This window comes from Massilia sp. TWR1-2-2 (genome assembly GCF_049897565.1).
Classification (GTDB): domain Bacteria; phylum Pseudomonadota; class Gammaproteobacteria; order Burkholderiales; family Burkholderiaceae_D; genus JAFCUW01.
Window position 1 is genome coordinate 142,079 of record NZ_JAFCWM010000002.1, and the last position, 23,296, is coordinate 165,374.

Sequence of the window (23,296 nt, forward strand, 5' to 3'; positions counted from 1 at the left end):
GTTCAGCGGTTGTGCGCATGCGGTGTTCCCGGTTAAGTCGACATCGAAGGTGGTCGGCCGTTCGGCGATGCGCTTAGCGGCCGCTGCGAAACAGCACCACTTTCAGCGTATCGATCAGGATCAGGATATCCAGGAACAGGCTGTTATTCTTCACATAATACAGGTCATACTGCAACTTTTGCAAAGCATCCTCGGCCGAGGAGCCGTAGCCGTAGCGCACTTGCGCCCAGCCGGTGATGCCCGGCTTGATGCTGTGGCGCACGTTGTAGTAAGGAACCACGTCGATCAGTTGCTCGACAAAGAATGGCCGCTCGGGGCGCGGGCCGACGAACGACATCTCGCCCTTGAACACGTTGAGGATCTGCGGCAGTTCGTCGATGCGCACGCGGCGGATGAAGTTGCCGATGCGGGTTACGCGCGGATCGTTCTGCGCCGCCCACTGCGGCTTGCCGCCTTTTTCGGCGTCGTTGCGCATGCTGCGAAACTTGAGCACGTTGAACGACTTGCCGTCCAGGCCCACCCGCTCCTGCGAATAGAAAATCGGCGCGCCATCTTCCAGGTAGATCAGCAGCGCCGTCACCAGCATCACCGGGAACGACACGGCCAGGATGATTGTCGAGCAGATCAGGTCGAAGCCGCGCTTCATGAAGATGCGGAAGAAACTCTGGTCGAAGCCGCCGCCGAACACCAGCCACGACGGCTGCAGCGAGTCGACCCGGATCTGGCACGTTTCGCGCTCGAAGAAGGTGGCCGCATCAGTCACCTTGACGCCCTGCAGCTTGCAGTCGAGCAGCTCCTTGATCGGGAAGCCGCCGCGCCGGTTCTGCACCGACACGACGATCTCTCCGACGTTGTGCAGGTTGGCCAGCGACACCAGCGAATCGCCGTCGCGGATCTTCAGCAGGTTGTCGGCCGGCACGCACAGCTCCTCGGACGGACTCGGGATGAAGCCTGCAATGTCGTACTTGTGGTACTTGTTGCTCTGGTTTGCCAGGTCGGCGCATTCCTTGGCCAGCGGCCCGCCGCCGAGGAAGATGATGCGCGACTCGAAGAAGCGCTGCTCGGACGTCTTGAAGAAGATGATGCGGGCAAGGAAAATGCCGCAGGCGGCGATGATGAACACCAGCATCAGGATGCCGCGGCCGAAGTACAGCTCCGGGGCGACGTAGAACACCAGCGTCAGGATCGCAAACCCCATCAGGAACGACGGCATCAGCTTCAGGAAAAATGGGTTGCGCAGCCCTTCGCTGAAGTTGAGCTGGTACATGCCCATCGCGCTCATGCTGAAGATGATGGCGCCGGCAAAGGCGATGGCGGAAATGAAGAAGTGTTCGAGATGCGGGGTGGCCGGCGCGCCGGCGTCGAGCAGGCGCACCGCGGCGCCGGCGTAGGCGGCGCCGATGAGCACCAACACTTCGACGAACAGCAGCACGAAGACGATCTTCGATACATAGTGATTCGATATTTTTAACACGTTAATCTCCCGCTTTCTTCTTTGCCACTTAGTGCTGCATCAGGCAATTGCCTGCCCGCAATTCAAGAGCGGCATTTTCTTTTGAGCGATCACTTGCCGTATCAATTGCCGTATCACTTGCTGTCTTTCGTCAGGCTGTCGACATACCAGTCCATCGCCTGCTTCAGGCCTTCGCCGATGCGGTGGGTCGGCGCGAACCCGAGCAGCGTCTGCGCCTTGCTGATATCGGCCTGAGAATGGCGCACGTCACCGGCGCGAAAACCCGCATGTTCAGGCTTGTGCTCGAGCACATGCGGGAAGCGGTCGCGCAGCAGTTCGCACATCATTGCGTGCAATTCGTTCAGGCTGGTGCGCTGGTTCAGCGCCACGTTGTACACCTGGTTGACCGCGCCCGGCTGGTCGGCCAGCGCGGCGAGCAGGTTCGCCTGCACCACATTATCGATAAAGCAAAAGTCGCGGCTGGTCTCGCCGTCGCCATTGATGAACAATGGCTTGTTGCCGATCAGAGCGGCGATCCACTGCGGAATCACCGCGGCGTAGGCGCCATGCGGATCTTGCCGTGGACCGAAAACGTTGAAGTATCGTAATCCGATCGTCTCGCTGCCGTAAGTGCGCGCGAACACATTTGCGTACAGCTCGTTGACGTATTTGGTCACCGCGTACGGCGACAGCGGGTTGCCGATCACCGGCTCCTGCTTCGGCAGGTCCGGGTGGTCGCCATAGGTCGAGCTCGAGGCGGCGTAGACGAAGCGCTTGACCTTGGCGTCGCGGCTGGCCGTGAGCATGTTGAGGAAACCGGTGACGTTGGTTTCGTTGGTTGCGATCGGATCCTGGATCGAACGCGACACGGAACCGAGCGCGGCCTGGTGCAGCACGAAATCGGCGCCCTGGCAGGCGCGCGCGCAGTCTGCCAGTTGGCGGATGTCGCCGTTGACGAAGTCGAAGCGCTGCCAGGCATCGGCGCCAACCAGCTGTTGCACCTGGTCGAGGTTGTGCTGGTGGCCGGTGGCGAAATTGTCCATCCCGGTGACGCGCTGGTTCAGCTTGAGCAAGGCTTCCACCAGGTTCGAGCCGATGAAGCCGGCCGCGCCGGTCACCAGCCAGTGGTAGCGATGCGTGCGCAGATGCTGCTGGATGTCGTTAAATTTCGTCACTGTTATTCCTGGTTGATGCCGGTGCCGCCGCAAGCCGCGCCGGCACCGTTACTGCAAATCCTTACAGGCGCCAGACGGAAAAGCCTGCTTCGGTGATCGCCTTCTGGTCGAACTGCGATTTGACGTCGATGAAGCAGCCGCCTTCGTTCAGTTTCGACTGCAGGTCCGACAGCGGACGGCCCAGCAGTTCCTTGTGCGATACCGCCGCGATGATGGCGTCGGCGCGCGGCAGGTCTTCCCAGCTGACCAGGTCGATGTCGTATTCGTGCTTCGCTTCAGCGGCGGACGCCACCGGATCGTAGACGTGCACATCGACGCCGTAGGATTTCAGTTCGTAGACGATATCGGCCACTTTCGAATTGCGCAGGTCCGGGCAGTTTTCCTTGAACGTCAGGCCGATCACGTTGACCTTCGAGCCCTTGACGTGAAAACCCGCGGCGATCATCGACTTGACGGTTTTCTCGGCAACGAACTTGGCCATGCCGTCGTTGATGCGGCGCCCGGCCAGGATCACCTGCGGGTGGTAGCCGATCATTTCGGCCTTGTGCGTCAGGTAATACGGATCGACGCCGATGCAATGCCCGCCAACCAGGCCCGGGCGGAATGGCAGGAAATTCCACTTGGTGCCGGCCGCTTTCAGCACTTCCAGCGTATCGATGCCGATCTTGTCGAAAATGATCGCCAGTTCGTTCATCAGCGCGATATTCAGGTCGCGCTGGGTGTTTTCGATGACCTTCGCCGCTTCCGCCACCTTGATGCTGGAGGCGCGGTGCACGCCGGCGGTAATGATCGATTCATACAGCTGGGCGACCAGTTCGAGCGTTTCGGCGTCATCGCCGGAAACGACTTTCAGGATCGTCGTCAGCGTGTGTTCCTTGTCGCCCGGGTTAATCCGCTCAGGCGAAAAGCCGACGTGAAAATCTTCTTTCCATTTCAGGCCGGAGTGCTGTTCCAGGATCGGGATGCAGACTTCTTCGGTCGCGCCCGGATACACGGTCGACTCGAAAATGACGATCGCGCCCTTTTTCATGTGCATGCCGACGGTCTTGCTGGCGCCGGCCAATGGCGTGAAGTCGGGATTATGTGCCTGGTCGACCGGGGTCGGTACCGCCACGACGATATATTTGGCATCCGCCAGCGCGGCTGGATCGGTGCTGACGGACAGCTGGTCGGCCGCTTTCAATTCCGCCGACGACAATTCGCCGGTCGGATCGATATATTTTTTGTAGCTGTCGATCTTGCTGGTCGACAGATCGAATCCGATCGTCGTGCGCTTTTTGCCGAATTCGACTGCCAGCGGCATGCCGACATAACCAAGTCCTACCACTGCTACGATGTCATTTGATTTCATTATGGGGTTCCGTTGAAGAATCAATCTTTGCTATTCTAATAACTTTCAATATAGCACAGAACTAAAGTCGCCTCAACTAAAAGCAACTAAATTTATCCGTGAGAAACAACAACGGGATAAAAGTGTTATCAATGTAATAGCTTTCAGGTGTCAAAGGTTGCGTCCGTTCGCCGCCCGGCCGTCGTTCCAAGTAATTAGGGTATTTACTAAAAGAGTCATGGCCACTGCCGCGTCACCCGGTGTGGGTGCGCGGAAATTCATTCAACTTCAACAATATACGCGCGCATTCGGTTTCAAAAATCACCCTTCGTCACCGCCTCCAATCTCCCATTCAGCTTTTTCCCCGCCCGAAACGGCCGCTGCTGGAAGGCTGCAATTTTAGCACCTCCTTTCAACAATTGTTCCGCAGGAAACTCAACAGTGTGGCGTAGCAACTACGCTGCACGCCCTGCAAATTTCCCTTGTTCATCGTTCTTGGTGGCACTTTTCTACATTTCGTTACTAATGATTCTGGGCAACATGTCGTTATGTGTGAGAAGCTTCAATTAAGTCTGCGCGGAAACTTTCGCTCATTGTCCGATACACCATTTTATTTTGATAAGACAGTTGCCAATGGATCATACCTGTAATCCCCGCCAGGCTGCACATTCCGCCGGCGAATCGTCCATTTCCCGTCGCAGTTTCATGCGTTACCTGTCGATGGGCAGCGTGGCCCTCGCCGTTCAGGCGTGCGGTGGCGGCGGTGGCGCCGATGGGGCAGCCGCCCCGCTGGCTCCGAGCGCGCCTGCCCCGGCTCCTGTCGCGCCTGCGCCTGCGCCGGTGGTGCCGGCCCCTGTCGTGCGCGAGCCGGTAGCGCCGGCCCCCGCGCCGGTCTGGCTGTCTATCCCGACCATTGCATTCACCCAGGGTATCGCGTCAAGTTTCTCTGTAGCCGAATACATTTCGGTTGCAAATGTCGCTGCGTATACGTTGACGCTGAACGCCAGCCCACTGCCGGCCGGTGTCACCTTCAACAGCGCCACGCGGTCGTTCGACTACGACGGCCGCGGCGGTGTCGTCATTAGCGATGGCCACGTGCTCACCGCTGTCGGAGCGTAAGCCGTGGCTCAAATCTCCTCCAATCTTTTTTCGATCCAGATCGTGCCGACGCCGGCGTTGGTGACCTCGTTCGACCTGACCTCGGCGCTGGGCGGCCCCAACCTGCCGTTCGCGGTCGGATTCGCTTTCAGAAAGGGCGATGTGCCTGCTGGCGCCAAGGTAGCCGGAAGCATTCCGACCCTTCAGGTCACCGGCAAGAATTGGTGGCCCGACGGCTCGCTGAAGTTCGCCACGATTTCCGGACGCGCCGACCTGGTCGCCGGCGCCCCTCGCACGATCAAGCTCGGCGTCGGAGCCACTGCCGACGGCCCTGCCCTGAGCACCGCCGATTTGCGCGCCACCGGCGTCACCGCCTCCATTGGCGCCGGCGCCTTCGGTAGTGCAGCCTGGTCCGGCGTCGACTGGGACGCGCCATTTCAGAACTGGATCAGCGGCCCGCAGATGAGTTCTTGGGTATATCGCAAGGCCGTCGGCGGCGATCCGCACCTGACCGCCTGGCTGGAAGTGCGCTTATTTGCCGGCGGCGCCGTCGAAATCCTGCCGTGGATCGAAAACGGCTACCTGAATGTGGCCGCGCCAACCAGCAAGAACGCCGAGTACAGCTTCTCGCTGGGCGGCACCGAACGTTTCCGCGCCGCCTTCGACCTGCCGAATCATTGCCGCAGCGTCCTGATCACCGGCGCCCACTTCAGCCACTGGCTGGGAGCCGACCCGCAAATCGTTCCGAACCACGACAAGGCCTACCTGCAGGCAACCCGCATGGTACCCGCTTACGGCGCCTCCGTGCCGGCCAGCGCCGGCGTCTGGTCCACCTTGGCGCAGAGTTATACGCCTTTACAGCGCGGTAATTACGCCAGTGCCATGGGCAATGCCGGTTTCCAGCCTGCCATCGGCCTGCTGCCTGAATGGGACGTGCTGTATTTGGTGAGCAACAACGCGCGCGCTTATGCCGGCGTTATTGCCAACGCTTACGGCGCGGGTCGCTTCGGCATTCACTACCGCGACGAAACTACCCAGCGCCCGCTGCGTTTTTCTAGCTATCCGAACTTGGTCACGTCCGGCTCCCCGAGCACGGGCATCGCGAACACGGGCGCGTCGAGCAAAAACACCTTCACCCCGGCCGCACAAGGCACCGCGCCGCCGGTATGGGACAGCCCCCATCACCCGTCGATCGGCTTTACTGCCTACCTATTGACCGGCCGCTTCTATTTCATGGAAGAAGTGCAGTTCAGCGCCACCGTCAATTACCTAAAGAACACCGACGTGCCTCGCAAGTTCTCCAGCGGCGTATTCCTGTCGAACGCCGGAGCCAACACGACGCGCGGCGCGGCATGGGCCATCCGCACGCTAGCGCAGGCGGCGTGCGTCACGCCCGACAGCGACACTGCGTTGCGCGCCGAGTTTGCGGCATCGATGGCGGCCAACACCGATTATTACTACGCCACTTATATATCGCAGCCGAACAATCCATTCGGCTTTATCGCGCCTTATTCCAACTACACCACCGGTGGCGGCTTCTTTTCGGAAGCGGCCTGGATGCAGGACTTCTTTACCGCAGCGATCGGCTACGCAATCGACCTCGAGCCGGCCATGCCGCAAGCGAGCGTCGGCAAGCTTGCCACCTTCTTTGCGTGGAAGGCGCAAAGCGCAATCGGCCGCCTTGGTGGCACCGCCCCGACCGACTACCTGTATCGCCATGCGGCCCAATATACGATCGCGGTGGCTCCATCGGAGTCGTCCGATTTCCTCGGCGGCACCGGTCCATGGCATAAGAACTGGGGCGAGATTTATGCCGCCACGCTGAAAGCGCCTAATCCCGGCGTCGACGGCGCGCTTTCCGGCGGCAATTTTCCGGACTCGACCAGCTACTGGGGAAATCTGCAGCCCGCTATCGCCTATGCCGTCCAGCACAAGGTGCCGGGCGCCGCGGCTGCATATGCACGCATGCGCGGCGCACCGAACTGGTCGGAAATGACCGGGCGCTGGAGTGAATTGCCGGTATGGAGTGTAATTCCGCGCAACCAATAAGGCGACGGGACTGAAGCGCTTGGTTGTAAGCTGTCACCTCTTGCCATACAAATTCAAGAAAGGCGACCACTCATATGGCGCAAAAAATCGATTCCAATGTATTTAGCGTGGTGATCGCGCAGCCGCGGGTGCCAGGTACATTGCCTGAATGGGTACCCCCAGCAGGTTATTTCGCCGACGTGCCTATGCGGAACAACCCGCAGGATGTGACGCCCGCCATCTTCAAAGGCGACTACTTTGGCGCTGACAGCCCTTTTGTGATGTGGGGCGGCAGCGCCATTTTGCGCGACTACAGTCCTCTCGGGGCGCAGGTTTACTACTCAGGTGGGCATGAAGCGGCCATAGGACTGCCGAATATGCAGTTTTCCCTAATCTGCGATTTTTCAACGATGTTATGGAGCAGTGCCAACATTCCTCTTAAAGCCAATCCGAGCGATGTGTTCGACCAGTCCAACGGCCTTGCACCGGATGGTACGCCATATACTCCGCACACCTATCTTGGCCTGCAGGAACTACCGGCCGCATGGGGCGGCGGCAAGCGCGGATCGCTCGCTTCGTTTTTTTGGGCCGGCAGCGTCTTGCCGAACAAGATCAACGTTCTAGACGTGTCGGTGCTGACCTACGGTTACACCCAGATGAAGACGGTGCAGCCGCAAAACGCAGATCCTTCGCAAATTCGTTTTAGCCGGGCGTCAGGCGGCGGAAACTACCCGATCACCGTGATGGACGACGTGCGGCAGGGCTGGTGGGCCGCCGTTAACGGCAGTGTTGAATACACGCTGTTTATCAGTAAGACTGGGGAAATCCGGCAATATCCAGCACTGGGCGGGAATCTGGCAAGCGGCACAATGGTAATTTGTCCTTCGCTGAACCTACTGATCACCATCGATGGCGGCTACGCCTCACGCAGCGGTCCGCGTAGTATGCATCTGCGCGACCTTAACAGCGGAACCGTGACCCACAGCACCACGCTCGGCCCGGTGCCTTCCCTCACCAACGGCTATGACGGCTCGATCAACACATTCCATATGCCGGATATGTTGGGCCTGCAATGGGTAGACGAACTGCGATGCGTCGTCGGCATCGACCAGTCGGTGTCCCCGCCAGTCATCGTCAAGCTGACCCCGCCGGCGACCCATCCGGCTACCGGCAGCTGGACTTGGAGCACCGTCGCGGTGCAGCACTGGCCGAAGGACGCGAACGGCCAGGCGAGCCTTCAAGTGGCACGTAACGGCGTCTGGTCTAAATTCCGCTGGGTAGTATCGCTGCAGGCCTTCGTGTACGGCACAGCCCAGAATCGCAAACCGCAGGTCATTAAGCTGAACTAGCCTATGTGCTGCCCGTCCCTATCTGAAAAGACCAGACATGACGGCAACGCTTACCCCAACAAGCGCCTGGTGTACGACAAAAACCTCAACCCGCTAGGGTGACTGGTCAAGCTGCGAATATGCGCGCTTACCGCCTTCGCCCGATTGCCGGCCGAAAGCTCGAAGACAGAAACGTCGTGCCACGCATTGCACAGCCGCTTGCCAATGACGCTGACGATTTTACGTTGCGGTTTCAGGGCCAGCATGCGCCGGTACAGCGAGATGTTGCTACTGATGAAAGTCACCGATTTGCTCAATGAGCCCGGCGTGTCGTTGATTCGAAAAGTTGGCACGTCGGTGCCGACGATCTTCTTGCCCTCAAACGCCATCCGAAAAGCAAGCCAAGTCCACTCCATATAGGGATGCGGATCCTCAAAATATCTCGACGGCACGCTGGCAGTACGAAACAAGTGGTTACCGCTGTTAAGCCAATTCTCCTCAAACAACTCGTTCAACGGTTGCGCGTCAACACCCGCCATTCGGGTGTACATCAGTCGATCCTCGCCTGCCCTGCACGCAAATCCGTTCGTCACCACCACATCTGCTCCGTTGCGCGTTTCGATCAAGCCGAGCCGTAAATCTAGCGCCCCTGGCAAATATTCATCATCGTCATCGAGAAAGGAGAAGAACTCGGTGTCCACCAGTCGCCTTCCGGCGATATGCGCCTTCGTCAGCGACCCTTCGGCGATCTGTACTACCTCGATATCCTCACGCTCCGTCAAAAGAGCGAGCAGGTCCTTGTCGAAGCTTTGCCCATTTACCACCACCAATATTCTCACCGGACGTTCGGATGCCTGATGGATGGATTCTATGGCACGCAGCAAGAAATCGCGCCTGAATGGATCGCACAAGGTGGCGACGATAGTGGTAATGCTCATATTGATAAAATTCTTATTCAAATTTTGATAGTTGATTAGTGCCGTCTTGTCGAATAGTACAGGTCGCCCCTGACTTCGTCACGAGGTAGAAGAGAAAGCATGGTCTGCACAGCGTGATCGCGCTCGCCTCGATCCAAAATTGAATATACGACACCGAGCTGAGCGGCGCCAACAGCGCAAACTCGATTACCACGTCCACGATCAAAAGAACGCCAGCACGCTCTCGGTATCCCGCTTTCGTGGTAAGCGGGAGATTTACCCCACCGCTCCCCCATCCCGGTCAGTGGTTAGCAGGCAGCCAGCCTAGTTTTTGTTGAAGGTGAAGGGCAGCAGGTCCGTCACGTCGTCGCCTGGTTGCCTGCGTGGCAGTTCGGTCAAGACATGGCGCAAGTAAGCATACGGCTCGACGTCGCACGCGCGGCAGGTCAGCATCAGGCTATAGATGACGGCGCTGGCATCGGCGCCGGCGACGGAATTTGAGAACAGCCATGCCTTGCGTCCGGTCGTAAACGGCCGGATATCGCGCTCGATCAAATTATTATCGATGGCGAACCGGCCGTCGTCGATATAGCGGTACAAGTAGCGCCACTGCCCGAGCGCATAGTTGATGGCTTTGCCGATCAGCGATTGCGGCATGACCGCGCTCTTGTTTTTTACAAGCCATGCATGCAGGTTGTCCAATATGGGACGACTGAGCACCTGCCGCAACCGATAGGCGTGTTCGATCACCGTCATGCCATCAGGCGGTTTGCCTCGGGCCAGTTTTTCGATGTGATACAGCTTGGCGATGAATCGCAGCGCCTCCCTGGCCCTGCCCGACGGATTTTTCTGCGCCTTGAGTGCCTCATCGAAGTAGCGTCGCGCATGCGCCATGCAACCGAGGTGCTTTATGCCCTTGAGCATGCGCCAGGCGGCGTAGCCATCGGTCATGACCGCCCCCTCGAAGCCTGCCAAGAAGCGCTCGGGATGTTCATGGCCGCGACCGGGCCGGTACTCGAACAGCACAATTGGCTGCTCGCTGTCGATCGCCGTGCGGTAGACCCACATATAGGACTGGTTTTGCGCACGGCGGCCGTCTTCCTTGAGCACCTGCACCGTGGTTTCATCGCCGTGAATCACCGGGCAGGCCAGCAGGATCTGGCGCATGGCCTGGTACAGCGGCGCGAACAGCAGGCCCGACTTGATGGCCCATTGCGACAGCGTAGTGCGTGCCACGTCCACCTCGCCGCGCAGCAAGACCTCGTGCAGGCGATACATGGGCAGGCCATCGGCGTACTTGGCGGTGAGCACCGTGGCCACCGTCGCCGGGCTGGCGATACTGCCGGGCATGGGCTGCGGCGGCATCGGGCTGGTGATGATCTGGCTCGATTCGCCGTGGCGGTCGCACTGGCGGCAAGCATATTTAAAACGTACATGCTGCAGCACCTGCACCGTGGCCGGGACGATGTCGAGCTGCTCGCTGATGTCCTCGCCCATGCGATGCAAGGCGCCCTGGCAGCAGCGGCACACTTTCTCGGACTCCGGCAAATCGTGTTCGACACGCTGACGCCGCAAATGCGCTGGCAAAGGCTTGCGGTCACGCTTTTTGCCAACGCTCTTTGGCCCCTCGTCGGCTTCTTCCCCGGCATCCGGGGCGAGCGTGGCCACGTCCTGCTCGGCCTCGTTGAACAGGCAGCCCTGGGCGCCGAATTTCTCGCTCGACGGCGCGAAGCGCTTGAGCTGCGCCAGCCGGAACTGCTCTTCCAAAAATTGGTTGCGCGCCTGTAAGGCAGACGCCTGCATCTCCAGCGTCGCGGCCTGCATCTCCAGTGCCGTCGCCCGCGTCTCCAGTTCACGAACGTAGTCGCGAAGCTCGGGCGGCAGGGTGGCAAGAAGGTCGGTTAGGTGCATGCAGTAACTTTACCAAAACGATTTGCGTTTTAGGTTTACATCATTTGCATGTTGTTGAAATTATTTTTCAGTACATCGCGCGCGGCGCCATCGGCTGGTGGGCAATGGCGTTCTGCCAGTTCAAGCCATCGATCAACCAGCGCAGTTGACGCGCCGTCACCGCCAGCGCCTGCGCGTCCTCGCCGTCCTTGGGCCAATGAAATTTGCCCTGTTCGAGACGCCGGCAATGCAGCCAGAAGCCGTTCGTGTCCCAGTGCAGGATCTTGAGCCTGTCGCGGCCACGATTGCAAAAGACGAACCAGTGGGCGCCCGTCGGATCGAGTCCCAACGTGTCGGCCACCACCAGTGCCAGGCCATTGATCGATTTGCGCATGTCATGGTGGCCGGTGGCCAGGTACACCACGCCCTGCGGCGTGCCCCACATCAGCGCAGCGCCTCGAGCACGCCGCCGAGCCAGCGCACCTGCTCGTGGTGTGAAAGGCGGATGACGTAGCCGTGCGGGGTGCGCAATTCCAGCATCGGTTCCGGGTGCCCCGCCACCATCGGCAGCGCAATGAGCCTGGTGGCTGTGGACGGCGCCGCCAGCCGCTTGCGCCAGTAGTGAAAGCTGGCCTCCGTTACCCCTTCGCGAACACACCAGGGCCGGATGCCAAGTTCAGAATTAGCTTGCTCCTGCAGCCGGACTATCCAGGCTTGTCTCGTTGATTCATTGCGCATTGAGTTGGCTTCAGTGATTGATGAAGCCGCAATTTTGGAACGCCTACCTCACGATTGGAGGGTGGGGTGAAATTCCCGCTTACCTTTCGTGGGATGTTTTGCACAATTCGGCTTGCCGATGGTGAAAAACTTGCATATATTGCACTCCTACTTTAAGCACTGCGACCCGCAACCAGCCGGCAATTACCGCCAGCAAATGGATGGGCGTCCTTCCCCGTGACCCACTTGCCTTTTGTCGGACTGTCTCGACTACAGATCGAAATCGCGCAATCGCATGCGGCAATCAATCAACGCCTATATTTTGTGGCTGTAACGGCGTGTGGATGACGGGCACTGCACGAAGGACGTCAGGTTCCACCGTTTCTATGCAGGACGAAGGTAACGTCAGAACCGGAACCACAGGCGCGACCGTTGTCGGATTCCCGCTGGTTGGCCCGGGCATACGTCCAAGAATGCGCCGTCGAATGTGCTCGAGACGGACGTTCCTTTCGACGCCATGGTAGCTGAGCCTGGACACCGCCCATACCGCAACAGTAATCGCCAATATCATGGCGCCTTGCCGAAGCCCGATTAGTTCCTTCCCCGCGAGATGAATCGCAATTCCAATGACGATTACGTGCGCCAGATAAGTGGAATACGATTCGTCGCCGAGTCTGACGATTTTCCCCACCCAGGCAGATTTCACATCGAGAAAACGTTCGCAAAGGAGGGCGAGAGCAACGGCTGAGACCGCAATAGGGAGTTTGATATGCTTGAAAATGAGAAACCATGCACCTCCGACCACCGCGCTCACTCCAAGAAGCATAGCAAGTCTATGATGCTTCGTCAAAAAGCGTTCGCCGGTACGGCTGGTCCATGCCAAAGCCAAACAGAACCCCGCGAGAAACTCGTAAAGCATGAAGCTGGAAGCGATGCTTCCATAGACCATCGTTGAAGGATAGACTATCGGCAAAACGAGAAAGACGATACACAGTAAAGTAAAAAAACGTTTGGCCGTGATTGCCATACATAGTGCCAGCGACACATAGAAAAACATTTCAAAATTGAGCGTCCAACCGACGGTTAGCACCGGGTAAAGTCCGAGGCCACTCGGATTCAAGTGCGGGATAAACAGCAACGATGAAGCTAGAGTTTTTGCGGTGTAGTCGGTGAAAGCGAAGGCCTGCGGAAAAAATAGCATGCATGCGATAAGTAAAAAAGAATAGAACCAATATACCGGCGCGATACGGAAGATGCGATCGATAAGGAACGATCCTGCTGCTTTCTTCGTTTTAGTGGCTGCAAAATGCATTACAAAGCCGCTCAGCACAAAGAAGATATCTACACCAAGGTCTCCGTATTTGGCGAACAACGTCTCGATGCTGCTGTGGGTTTGACCGCGGAAGTACAGTTGAACGACGTGATGGTACACAACCGTCCAGGCCGCAACAGCGCGAAGAATTTGTAACGAAGCAAACTTTTTGACTTCAATGTTTTTCATCAGCTTGTGGATGGCATAATTTACGTGTCCGATTTTACTTGGCAATACCTCTTCGTACTTAGGATAAACTAATACTGTTGCGAAATTGCAAGGCGGGCGTTCTCAAAGCAGTAGAAGGCCTTTGCTGTAAAGTGCCACCAATGGCGAAACCTACCAAAAAATTTGACCACTTACTAGCGGCTGTCACGGTGACCATGCGGGACGACCTGTGCTGCGATGATCACCGCCAAAATCGGCCAACGTCACGTCCTTAGCTACATCCGAATCACGCGAGTTCTCAAAGGGCTTGGCCCGTGCTGTTGGTGTGTCGAACCCGTTCGAAAAGTACCTCGAGAACACGTCTTGTTTAGCGCCGACATCGAAAAACCCGCCCGGCAGGCTGTCGCGATCACTGCCTGACGAGCGGCGTCCCCGCCGAACCCGGCGCCATGGACGAAAAAAAACCGCTCGTGCGACCGAGCGGTTTTTTTCGTCGAACGAACGACTTATTTCACTGCGGCGGCCATGTAGTCGACTGCTGCCTTGACTTCGTCGTCCGAGGCGGTCGAGCCGCCCTTCGGAGGCATCATGCCGGCCTTGCCCTGGAAGCCCTTGATAGCGTGCTCGTACAGGACTGCGTCGCCTTGCTTGACGCGTGGCGCCCATGCTGCCTTGTCGCCGAACTTCGGCGCGCCGGCGATCCCCGCGCCGTGGCAAGCCACGCATGAGGCGTTGTAGACGTTCTTGCCCGCGTCGGCAGCAAGTTTCGGCGTTGCGGCGGCTGGCGCCGGCGCTGCCGGCGCGGCTGCAGCAGGAGCTGCTGCCACAGGCGCGTCGGCGGCTGGTGCCGCGGCTGGCGCCGCTGCGGCCGGTGCTGGCACGGCCGGCTCCTTGAACTTGGCGCCGGCCTGGTTGGCCATATAGACAACTGCACGGGCAACTTCAACGTCGTCGAGGTCGGGGTTGCCGCCTTTGGCAGGCATCGCGCGGATACCTTCGATAGCGTGCTTGACCAGCGTGTCGTAGCCCTGCGCGATGCGTGGGGCCCAGCCGCCGGCGTCGCCGAGCTTAGGAGCGCCGGCAGCGCCGCTGGTGTGGCATGCGGCGCAAATGGCGGTGTAGACCGCTTCTGCCGTCTGCAGTACCTTCGGCGCGTTGACGTCTTTCAACGTGAAACCTTCTTCTGCTACCGGACGTACGCGCGCGGCAATCGCTTCCGCGCTCTGGCTCTCGGTGCCGGCGCCGGTCAGCTTGGTGGTGGTCACAAAAGACACCAGCAAAATGATGCCGATGACGGTGACCAGGAAGAAGCCGGCCACGGCAGCGACGAGCTGCTTCGGAGTACGGATGGCGGATTCGTGGTGTTCGTTGTGTGCGTCGCTCATGATGTCCTTAATACAATTTTGAAATCTGCCCGGCCGGAGTGGTTTGTTTGAGATATACAAACACTCGCCAAACCCGCGATTATAGACCCAATGCCCCTGTTTTGGAACGGAAATTGCCCTTCGCGCGACACTTTCCATGGACGGCGAGACGGAAAAACTGTATCCTTCGCATCTCTTCAGATATTCCCCTACGCGGCTGTAGCTCAGTGGATAGAGTATTGGCCTCCGAAGCCAAGGGTCGTGGGTTCGATCCCCGCCAGCCGCACCAAAATATCGCATCAAATCAATAACTTGCACGAGAAACTTTTTGGCGCTTGTTCTATGCTCACCGTCGAATTTATGTCGTGTAGGGGCTGTGTAGGGTTTTTTGCTCAACACTCATCCATAAAACGGCATTATCGATCCGTCATTCAGTGCGTTTTTTGGGTTTTTCCCCCAGCCGAGCGGATTGGCGGCTATCGAAGCAACTCGGCCGCGCGCTGTCGCAGGGCTTGCCGTTGAATCTCAGGCATGTCGGAATACGCCAACATGATCTCGGCCAGCCGGTCGTCACCGCAGTAGAAATACGCTGCGGGCACCCCCAGCACCTTTGCCAGTGCCTCGACGAACCTGTGTGGCGGCTCGTGCACCCCGTTTTCATACCGACTCATCCGGGCGCTCGCGGATGACTCCTCCAAGCCCGCAAGAACGCCCAGCTTGTCCTGCGGCAGGTCCGAACGCAGCCTGACCTCGCGGAGGCGGCGGGAAAACGTGGATGGGTTCTGCGAGGGGCGAAGCGGCATCCATCGATAATCGTAGATTGCCTTGTATATTTCTCTACGTTAATCGTAGAATTGGTATTCTTATCAACTTTCACCCGGTGCGCCAATTGAAAAAACTCTATCTTGTAGCATTGTTCTTGACAGGCTGTGCCTCCACGACCGGCGTGGTCTCAATGGGCAAAGACGCTTACATGATCGCTCGCGAGGACAACGGCCCTGCCGCATCCCTCGGCGCCATCAAAGCCGCGGCCTTTAAAGAGGCCGGCGCTTTCTGCTCGGGTCAGGGCAAAACGATGCAGGTAACGAAGGAGAGCGACACGCCGCGTTCATTGGGCCAGTTCCCGCAGACGACGCTCCAGTTCACCTGCGTGTAGTCTGAACGGTTTGGGCAGCCGGATGACGCGGGAGATACCCCTTCTTTCTCGCAAAGAAGCGCAGGAGCGGGGCCAGACAGCTTATTTCACTGGCAAACCGTGCCGGTTCAAGCATGTGGACTACCGAACCGTCGCCAGCCGCGCCTGCCGCGCGTGCGAACTCGTTCAGCATATTGCCGCCCAAACCGACGACCCGGCGTTTGTGGCCGCCCTCTTGCTTGAGGGCGATCCACAGAACGACACACTCGAATATAAGCGGGTAGTTGGTACGAGAATCCCGAACGATACTGTCAGGTTTTTCCTGCCCAGGCTGCCACTTACGGTTCTGCTGAGGTTGCCTGACCATATGGATGGCGAGCCTGTGACTTGGGGCACGTCATACAGGCGATTACGCTACTTCACCACTCAATTTTACGAGAGGCTACCAAATCATCGCATGGTGCGCCGCGCGACTCCGCCATGGGCAGACTTAAATTTGATCAAAGCACTTTACGACGAGCGTGACCGCCGAAGTGCGGCCGGCAACTGGGTGGTTGATCACATCATTCCTCTGTACCACCCTCTAGTCTGCGGGCTTCATGTGCACGCGAATCTGCAGCTGATCACGATGTTGGAAAACACGCAAAGAAGAGGGATATTCGTAAGCGAAACGACCGTCTTCAGCTATTTAGACTCCGGCTGGAGAAAACCGTGGCAAATGATCGCCGGCTAAGGCGGCGGCCGCACGGCAAAGAGCTAAGCGATTTCGAGCATTCCGCGCTTGCCCAGCCGAACCGTCGGTGGTCTCGTAGGGCTGTTTGCGACCTTTGCGCATGTGGCATCGCATTGGAGCACTGGATGATCATAAGGACCCGCGGAAAACCTGCAAATATTCCCTGCATCGGAGCGGTATGATGGGCGCATTGCGCAGCCTGACGCGACCCGCTGTTAGGGCGACTGCCTTTGATTTGATGTTGGAGTTTTCAATGACCGTATCGCTGTTCGTATCGCTAAAACGCTGGGTCTCGCTCAACGTGTTCAAACAGCCCGTCCGCCAGCAGCCGCGCAAAGTATGCGAGCACCATGCAGCCGGCTGCTACATGTGCCCGCGCGAGCACTGTAGCGGGGCCTTGAACGACCGCAACGACCCCGACTTGACCAAGCCCAGGTGGTCAACATCGGGCCACTGCATTTATCCAGGCGGTCTCTGTGGAATGCGCTTCAACGTGTCATTACGGGGCGCTAATGACCACTACGCGCGGCAGGCTGCCGAGCGAGGATATTCAGACATCTCGACCCGCGAGATGTGGGCGGCGGACATCGACGGCGTCGGTGATCGAGGTTCGCTGGAGTTGCCCTAATGACCGGCGGCTCCAATTGTGTTCAGTGGCAGACTCGGCACCAACCTTCATCGTACTCAGACATCGGCACCAGCGAGCCGCTCGCTGGCCTTCAGTCGCCTCTGGTCCAAATGATCGGCGATCCCCTTCATCTGCGTTGGGCGTGCCGCCCTTCCAGTGTCGCGGGCCGACCGTGGTTTCACTACTATTTTCGGGAGGATTTCCTCGCGGTAAGGTAAAGTATCGCCCAACCGTTGTCGATGACCTCGGGCGTTTTGATTCGCTCGTGTATAAAAAAGGAAACCATCCGCATGTCCAGCCTGTCAAATCTTCTCGCTTCCTTTCGGGACGGGGCGGTCAGCGAGCGCGAGAAAGGCACCTACTTTGAAGAGCTGATCGTGGCCTACCTGCGGAATGAGGCGACCTACCGTGACCTTTATAGTCATGTCTGGACCTACGCGCAGTGGGCCAAGCTACAGGGGTTGGATGGCCGCGACGTCGGTATCGACCTCGTAGCCAAAACGGCGGCCACCGACGAATTCCACGCCATCCAGTGTAAGTTTTACGCGGAGGACTATCGCGTCAGCAAGGGCGACCTGGATAGCTTTTTCACCGCATCGGGCAAGAAGCCCTTTAGTCTCCGCGTAATCGTCACGACGACCAGCAACTGGAACGAGCACGCGAACGATGCGTTGCAGGACCAGCAGCCACCCTGCATCAAGATTGACCTGTCGGCGCTAGAGTCGAGCCAGATCGACTGGTCGGTCTACCAGCCCCGAGCGGCGGTGCAGCTCAAGACTAAGAAGGTCCTGCGCGACCACCAAGTGCGTGCGCTAAACGCCGTCGACCAGGGGCTGGCGACGGCCGAACGCGGCAAGATGATCATGGCGTGCGGCACCGGCAAGACGCTGACCAGCCTCAAGATTGCGCAGCAGCTGGCAGGGCAAGGGAAACGGGTGCTGTTTTTGGTTCCGAGCTTGTCCCTGTTGTCCCAGACCTTGACTGAATGGACGCAAGAGTCGGATATCGCTCTGCACAGTTTCGCCGTTTGTTCCGACACCGATGTCGGCAAGAAGCGCAAGAAGGACGACGACGTCGTGCAGACCTTTGCGCATGAGCTGCGTTACCCTGCCACGACCGAACCGGACCGACTGGCGCACGCAATGTCTGCCCGCCACGACGCCGAGCATATGAGCGTGGTGTTCAGCACCTACCACTCGATTGACGTGGTGCATCAAGCCCAGCATGAGCATGGCCTGCCCCCATTCGACCTAATCGTCTGCGACGAAGCCCATCGCACCACAGGCCAGACCTTCGATGACGAGGACGAAAGCTCGTTCGTCCGAGTCCACGATGCAGCCTATGTTCGAGGTGCCAAACGCCTCTACATGACGGCCACGCCGCGCATTTATGGCGAGACCGCGCGCGCCACAGCGGACCAGAACAACGTCGTTCTTTGCTCGATGGACGATCCGGCCCTATATGGGAAGGAACTGTTCGTCATCACGTTCAATGAGGCCGTCAAGGCGGGCCTGCTGGTCGACTACAAGGTCGTCGTGCTGGCCATGGACGAAAAGCACGTCAGCAGCCGGATCCAGAAGCTGCTCTCGGACGGCGACAATCAGGTCAAGGTTGAGGACGCGGCAAAGATCATCGGATGCTGGAAAGCCTTGAGCAAACAGGATACCCATGACGACCTGGCGGATGACGAGACGCCGATGAAACGGGCGGTAGCGTTTTGTCAGGTCATCGAGTATCAAGGTGCCGGTGGCAAGACCCACAAGATTAGCTCCAAGAAGATTGCCGACATGTTCAAGGCGATTGTCGAGGAGTACAAGGCGAACAGCGACGAGGATGACGGTGCAGCTGCGACCCTCGGCTGCGATGCCATGCATGTCGACGGCGGCATGTCAGCGTCGGAGAAAGAAGACCGCCTCAACTGGCTCAAGGCCGACATCCCCGACAATACGTGCCGCATCTTGAGCAACGTGCGCTGCCTCTCTGAAGGGGTGGACGTCCCGTCGCTGGACGCTGTGTTGTTCCTGACGCCGCGCAACTCCCAGGTCGACGTCGTGCAGGCCGTCGGGCGCGTCATGCGACTGGCGCCGGGAAAACGGCGCGGGTACATTGTGCTGCCGGTCGTCATTCCATCCGGGATGGAGCCGGACGCTGCGCTGAGCGACAACAAGACATACAAGGTGGTCTGGCAGGTACTCCAGGCGCTGCGCTCGCATGACGACCGCTTCGATGCGATGATCAACAAGCTCGATTTGAACGGCGCGGACATCCAGCGCATGGAGGTCATTGCGGTGAGCGACAAGATCGCCCGTAAGGTCAATAAAGATGGCAGGGCGAAAATGGTAGCGGGGCGCGGCACGAAGCACGTCGGCACGCTGGGTAGGTCGACAGGTAAGGGCGACGCGGAAAAGCAGATGGGCCTGGAATTCGAGATCGGCGAGATTGAGCGCGCCATCTATGCCAAGGTAGTCCAGAAGTGCGGCAATCGCTCGCACTGGGAGGACTGGGCCGTCGATATCGCCAAAATCGCCAAGACGCACATCGCGCGCATTGAAACGATCTTGGAAAATCCGTCGAACGCACGCGAGCGCGCGGCGTTCGACGGTTTCGCCAACAAGCTGCGTGATGATCTGAATGACAGCATCAGCGATCCCGACATCATCGAGATGCTAGCCCAGCATCTGATCACCAAGCCGGTGTTCGACTCGCTCTTCAGCGAACACAGCTTCGCCAGCCACAACCCGATGTCCAGAGCGATGCAGGACGTGCTCGACGTCTTGCAGGAGCACAACCTGCACAAGGAGGCCGACACGCTCCAGAAGTTTTATGACAGCGTAAAGCTGCGCGCCGAGGGTATCGACAACGCGGAGGGCAAGCAGAAGATCGTGGTAGAGCTGTACGACAAGTTCTTCTCCAAGGCGTTCCCCCGGCTACGCGAAAAGCTGGGCATCGTCTACACGCCGGTCGAGGTCGTCGACTTCATCATCCACAGCGTCAATGACGTGTTAAAGGCGGAATTCAAGCAGACCCTGGGCAGCGACGAAGTCCATATCCTCGATCCGTTCACCGGAACGGGCACTTTCATCACGCGGCTGCTGCAGTCTGGACTGATGACACCCGAGCAGATCAGAAAGAAGTATCAAGGCCAGATCCACGCGAACGAGCTGGTGCTTTTGGCGTACTACATCGCGGCCATCAACATCGAGTCCGTCTACCATGGCCTGGTCGGCGGCGACGACTACACGCCGTTCGACGGTATCTGCCTGACCGACACGTTCCAGATGTACGAGAAGGACGACCTGGTCAGCTCGCAGCTTGAGCAGAACAGCGAGCGCCGCAGCCGCCAGAGGAAGCTAGACATTCGGGTGATCATCGGCAATCCCCCGTACTCGGTCGGGCAAGGTGACGCCAACGCCAACAACCAAAACGTTGCGTACCCCCATCTGGACGATCGGATCCGCAGCACCTACGGCGAACGGTCGAAAGCAACCAACAAGAACTCGCTCTACGATAGCTACATCCGTGCCATCCGCTGGGCATCTGACCGCATCGGCGACAGCGGCGTGATCGGCTTCGTGACCAATGCGGGATTCGTCGACGCCAACACGACGGACGGCCTGCGCCAGTGCCTGGCGGAAGAGTTTTCCAGCGTGTACGTGTTCCATCTGCGTGGCGATCAGCGTACCTCGGGGGAGCAGTCCCGCAGGGAAGCGGGTAAGATCTTTGGTAGTGGAAGCCGGGCGCCAATTGCGATCTCGCTGCTGGTGAAGAACCCGAATTCAGCTGAACAAGGTCGTATCTTTATCCATGACATTGGCGACTACCTGAGCCGTGACGACAAGCTGGACAAAATCAGCGGCTTTGTCAGCATTAACGGCATCTCGACCGCCGGCGGCTGGCAGGTCATTGTCCCCGATGAGCACGGCGACTGGCTCAGGCAGCGAGATAACAGTTTTACCGATTTTGTTGCGATGGGGGGCAAGGACGGCTCCGCGCCTCTCAAGCTGTTCGCCAATTATTCCAGTGGAGTGAAGACCCAGCGTGATGCATGGTGTTACAACGCCTCCAAGGAGGCGGTCGCGGCCAACATGACGCGCATGATCGGCTTCTACAACGCCGAGGTCGCGCGTTTCAAGGCCGCCTGTGCCGGACTTGACAAGAAGGCCCGCGATGCGCACGTCGACGGTTTTGTGAACACCGACCCGACAAGGATCAGTTGGACCCTCGCCTTGAAACAGGCGTTGAGGAAGGAGCGGGAATTCTCGTTCGACCCCACTTGCCTGACGCCGAGCCTCTATCGCCCTTTCACCAAGCAGTGGCTGTACTACAATCGTCGCTTCAACGAGAGGGTGTACTTGATGCCGGCTCTGTTCCCAGACGCCGGCGCGCTGAACCGCGTCATCTGCGTCTCCGGCAAGGGAGACAAGGTCGCCTTCAGTGCTTTGATAACCGACACCGTGCCGAGCCTTCATATGGTCGACATCGACGGTTCGCAATGCTTTCCTCTTTACGTTTACGAGGATGCGGCGGACAGCGAGCCTGCCACCTTCCAGGGCGCGCTGTTTGAGGAGGCTCCGGCCGCTAGCCGGCAGCGGCGTGATGCGGTGACCGAAGAGGGTCTGGCCCATTTCCAGCAGGCCTACCCGGAAGAGAAGATCGGCAAGGAGGATGTGTTCTACTACACCTACGGCATGCTGCACTCGCTGGAGTACCGTTCGCGCTACGCCGACAATCTTGCCAAGGAACTGCCGCGGATTCCGCTTGTGAAGCGGCCGGCCGATTTCTGGGCCTACAGCAAGGCAGGCCGGGACCTCGCCGAGCTTCACTTGAACTACGAATCGGTGACGCCCTATCCGGCGAAGGTCGTCGGACCAAACCAGCCAGAGGACCACCGGGTCACGAAGATGAAGTACGGCAGGGAAGGTAAGGAAAAGGACCTGACCACCTTGCATTACAACAGCAAGATAACCGTCACCGGGATCCCGCTCGAGGCATACGAATATGTGGTCAACGGGAAGCCGGCGCTCGACTGGGTGGTGGAGCGCCAGTGCGTTAAAGCCGACGGTGACAGCGGAATTGTCAACGATGCCAACGACTGGGCCGATGACACCGTGAACGACCCGAAGTATCCGCTCGAACTGTTCCTGCGGGTAGTCACGGTCAGCTTGGAAACGATGAAAATAGTTCGCGGGCTGCCCGCACTAGTGCTGGCTGACGGCAAAGCGCAAGTAGCATTAGAAGTGTCGAAAGTGGCGGCATGATGTATAAAAAAACGAATTGACGTGAACCGGAGGACATCGCGCTATCCCCGGCGGCACCGAGCCGTTGATGCCAGTCTTCCGTTCGACGCGCATGCTGCGCCAAAGCCGCTGACAACCTTAAACGAGCATTGATGTCAACTTCGGTTCTTGAGCAGAAAGCCGTACCGCCGCAATTGCGATTAAAGGTACCGCGTGAACTTGCACGGCGATGCCGTGAGAAAGAGGTGATTTCAGGCTCCGAACCGACAAACCCGGAAAAGTAAGTGCACGGGATGCCCGGCGTGGCGCCGGCCGAGGTGCGCACCAACATTCTACGGCTATTGGAACTGGTCGAGAATGACCGACCAAGCGCTGCGAGCTGTTGCGGCAATTGGGGCGACTTGATGAGGCAGTCGAAGTGTTAAAAGCGGTGACGCCCCATGGGCAATCAGAGGTCAAGGCAAGTAAGAATCTGCGGTGGGCCGAGGCACGCCATACCAAGTTGGCGTTGCTATAGACATACAAGCAAAGGCCGCACTACGGTTTCTGATTGATGATGGTTGGACGTCACCGCCGAATTCGGGCTATGACGGCGCCGAAAAAAATTTTTGACTTTTTGTGTACCACGTCGAGCTTTGACGGCGTGACTGATTACCTACCAAGGTAGGCCGGGTGGACTTTCGCTCCCCCCCCGGGGGCCTCTCATTGACCGCCGAAGTCCGAGCTCGTCGACAAAAAAATTAATTGAGCTGGGGAGCGATCAGCGTTGCATTGCGCTTGCGT

Annotated in this window: 17 protein-coding genes and 1 tRNA gene; 8 read left to right on the plus strand and 10 right to left on the minus strand. The window is 58.6% G+C overall.

Annotated elements, in window-relative coordinates; genetic code table 11:
• Positions 1 to 73: 73 nt before the first annotated feature.
• From ACP7DD_RS02605 to ACP7DD_RS02615, 3 genes are all read right to left on the minus strand, one after another.
• Positions 74 to 1,474 carry a TIGR03013 family XrtA/PEP-CTERM system glycosyltransferase gene (locus ACP7DD_RS02605; protein WP_426173150.1) on the minus strand — a complete coding sequence of 467 codons (1,401 nt, stop codon included), beginning with the start codon at positions 1,472 to 1,474 and terminating at the stop codon, positions 74 to 76.
• Positions 1,475 to 1,587: 113 nt separating this feature from the next.
• Positions 1,588 to 2,634: an SDR family oxidoreductase gene (locus tag ACP7DD_RS02610; RefSeq protein ID WP_426173321.1), complete on the minus strand. Its 1,047-nt coding sequence runs from the start codon at positions 2,632 to 2,634 to the stop codon at positions 1,588 to 1,590.
• A gap of 55 nt (positions 2,635 to 2,689) precedes the next feature.
• Positions 2,690 to 3,979 carry a nucleotide sugar dehydrogenase gene (locus ACP7DD_RS02615; RefSeq protein ID WP_426173151.1) on the minus strand — a complete coding sequence of 430 codons (1,290 nt, stop codon included), beginning with the start codon at positions 3,977 to 3,979 and terminating at the stop codon, positions 2,690 to 2,692.
• Between the two features lie 612 nt (positions 3,980 to 4,591).
• Between ACP7DD_RS02615 and ACP7DD_RS02620 the strand changes: the two genes are divergently transcribed.
• From ACP7DD_RS02620 to ACP7DD_RS02630, 3 genes are all read left to right on the plus strand, one after another.
• Positions 4,592 to 5,077 (plus strand): putative Ig domain-containing protein, encoded by a 486-nt coding sequence (locus ACP7DD_RS02620; RefSeq protein ID WP_426173152.1) that lies wholly within the window; start codon positions 4,592 to 4,594, stop codon positions 5,075 to 5,077.
• Positions 5,078 to 5,080: 3 nt separating this feature from the next.
• Complete coding sequence (locus ACP7DD_RS02625) at positions 5,081 to 7,105, plus strand: hypothetical protein (protein WP_426173153.1); 2,025 nt, start codon at positions 5,081 to 5,083, stop codon at positions 7,103 to 7,105.
• A gap of 74 nt (positions 7,106 to 7,179) precedes the next feature.
• Complete coding sequence (locus ACP7DD_RS02630) at positions 7,180 to 8,433, plus strand: hypothetical protein (protein ID WP_426173154.1); 1,254 nt, start codon at positions 7,180 to 7,182, stop codon at positions 8,431 to 8,433.
• A 50-nt stretch (positions 8,434 to 8,483) separates the two neighbouring features.
• Here ACP7DD_RS02630 and ACP7DD_RS02635 read toward each other — a convergent pair whose 3' ends face one another.
• The 6 genes from ACP7DD_RS02635 to ACP7DD_RS02660 form a co-directional block, all read right to left on the minus strand.
• Entirely contained in the window at positions 8,484 to 9,350 is an 867-nt protein-coding gene (locus ACP7DD_RS02635; RefSeq protein ID WP_426173155.1) for a glycosyltransferase, read from the minus strand.
• A gap of 303 nt (positions 9,351 to 9,653) precedes the next feature.
• Complete coding sequence (gene tnpC, locus ACP7DD_RS02640; protein WP_426173156.1) at positions 9,654 to 11,240, minus strand: IS66 family transposase; 1,587 nt, start codon at positions 11,238 to 11,240, stop codon at positions 9,654 to 9,656.
• A 67-nt stretch (positions 11,241 to 11,307) separates the two neighbouring features.
• Positions 11,308 to 11,664 carry an IS66 family insertion sequence element accessory protein TnpB gene (gene tnpB / locus ACP7DD_RS02645; protein WP_426173157.1) on the minus strand — a complete coding sequence of 119 codons (357 nt, stop codon included), beginning with the start codon at positions 11,662 to 11,664 and terminating at the stop codon, positions 11,308 to 11,310.
• A complete protein-coding gene (tnpA, locus tag ACP7DD_RS02650) occupies positions 11,664 to 11,957 on the minus strand; it encodes an IS66 family insertion sequence element accessory protein TnpA (protein WP_426173158.1) in 294 nt (97 codons plus the stop codon). Before tnpA ends, tnpB begins: the two co-directional genes overlap by 1 nt.
• Positions 11,958 to 12,240: 283 nt before the next feature.
• Positions 12,241 to 13,437, minus strand: a complete 1,197-nt coding sequence (locus ACP7DD_RS02655) for an acyltransferase family protein (RefSeq protein WP_426173159.1) — start codon at positions 13,435 to 13,437, stop codon at positions 12,241 to 12,243.
• Positions 13,438 to 13,922: 485 nt separating this feature from the next.
• A complete protein-coding gene (locus ACP7DD_RS02660) occupies positions 13,923 to 14,801 on the minus strand; it encodes a c-type cytochrome (RefSeq protein ID WP_426173160.1) in 879 nt (292 codons plus the stop codon).
• 192 nt (positions 14,802 to 14,993) lie between these two features.
• Between ACP7DD_RS02660 and ACP7DD_RS02665 the strand changes: the two genes are divergently transcribed.
• Positions 14,994 to 15,069: transfer RNA gene (locus tag ACP7DD_RS02665), tRNA-Arg, on the plus strand.
• A 187-nt stretch (positions 15,070 to 15,256) separates the two neighbouring features.
• On the opposite strand, the gene ACP7DD_RS02670 is transcribed toward ACP7DD_RS02665, so the two are convergent.
• Entirely contained in the window at positions 15,257 to 15,583 is a 327-nt protein-coding gene (locus tag ACP7DD_RS02670) for a helix-turn-helix domain-containing protein (RefSeq protein ID WP_426173161.1), read from the minus strand.
• 86 nt (positions 15,584 to 15,669) lie between these two features.
• On the opposite strand from ACP7DD_RS02670, the gene ACP7DD_RS02675 reads away from it, so the two are divergent.
• The 4 genes from ACP7DD_RS02675 (at position 15,670) to ACP7DD_RS02690 (ending at position 22,534) form a co-directional block, all read left to right on the plus strand.
• Positions 15,670 to 15,936, plus strand: a complete 267-nt coding sequence (locus ACP7DD_RS02675) for a hypothetical protein (protein WP_426173162.1) — start codon at positions 15,670 to 15,672, stop codon at positions 15,934 to 15,936.
• A gap of 22 nt (positions 15,937 to 15,958) precedes the next feature.
• On the plus strand, positions 15,959 to 16,648 hold the full coding sequence (locus tag ACP7DD_RS02680) for a hypothetical protein (protein WP_426173163.1): 690 nt from the start codon (positions 15,959 to 15,961) through the stop codon (positions 16,646 to 16,648).
• A 253-nt stretch (positions 16,649 to 16,901) separates the two neighbouring features.
• A complete protein-coding gene (locus ACP7DD_RS02685; RefSeq protein ID WP_426173164.1) occupies positions 16,902 to 17,276 on the plus strand; it encodes a hypothetical protein in 375 nt (124 codons plus the stop codon).
• 290 nt (positions 17,277 to 17,566) lie between these two features.
• The gene (locus ACP7DD_RS02690) at positions 17,567 to 22,534 is read left to right on the plus strand and encodes a DEAD/DEAH box helicase (RefSeq protein WP_426173165.1); all 4,968 of its coding nucleotides are present in this window, start codon (positions 17,567 to 17,569) and stop codon (positions 22,532 to 22,534) included.
• The last annotated feature ends 762 nt before the right edge of the window (positions 22,535 to 23,296 follow it).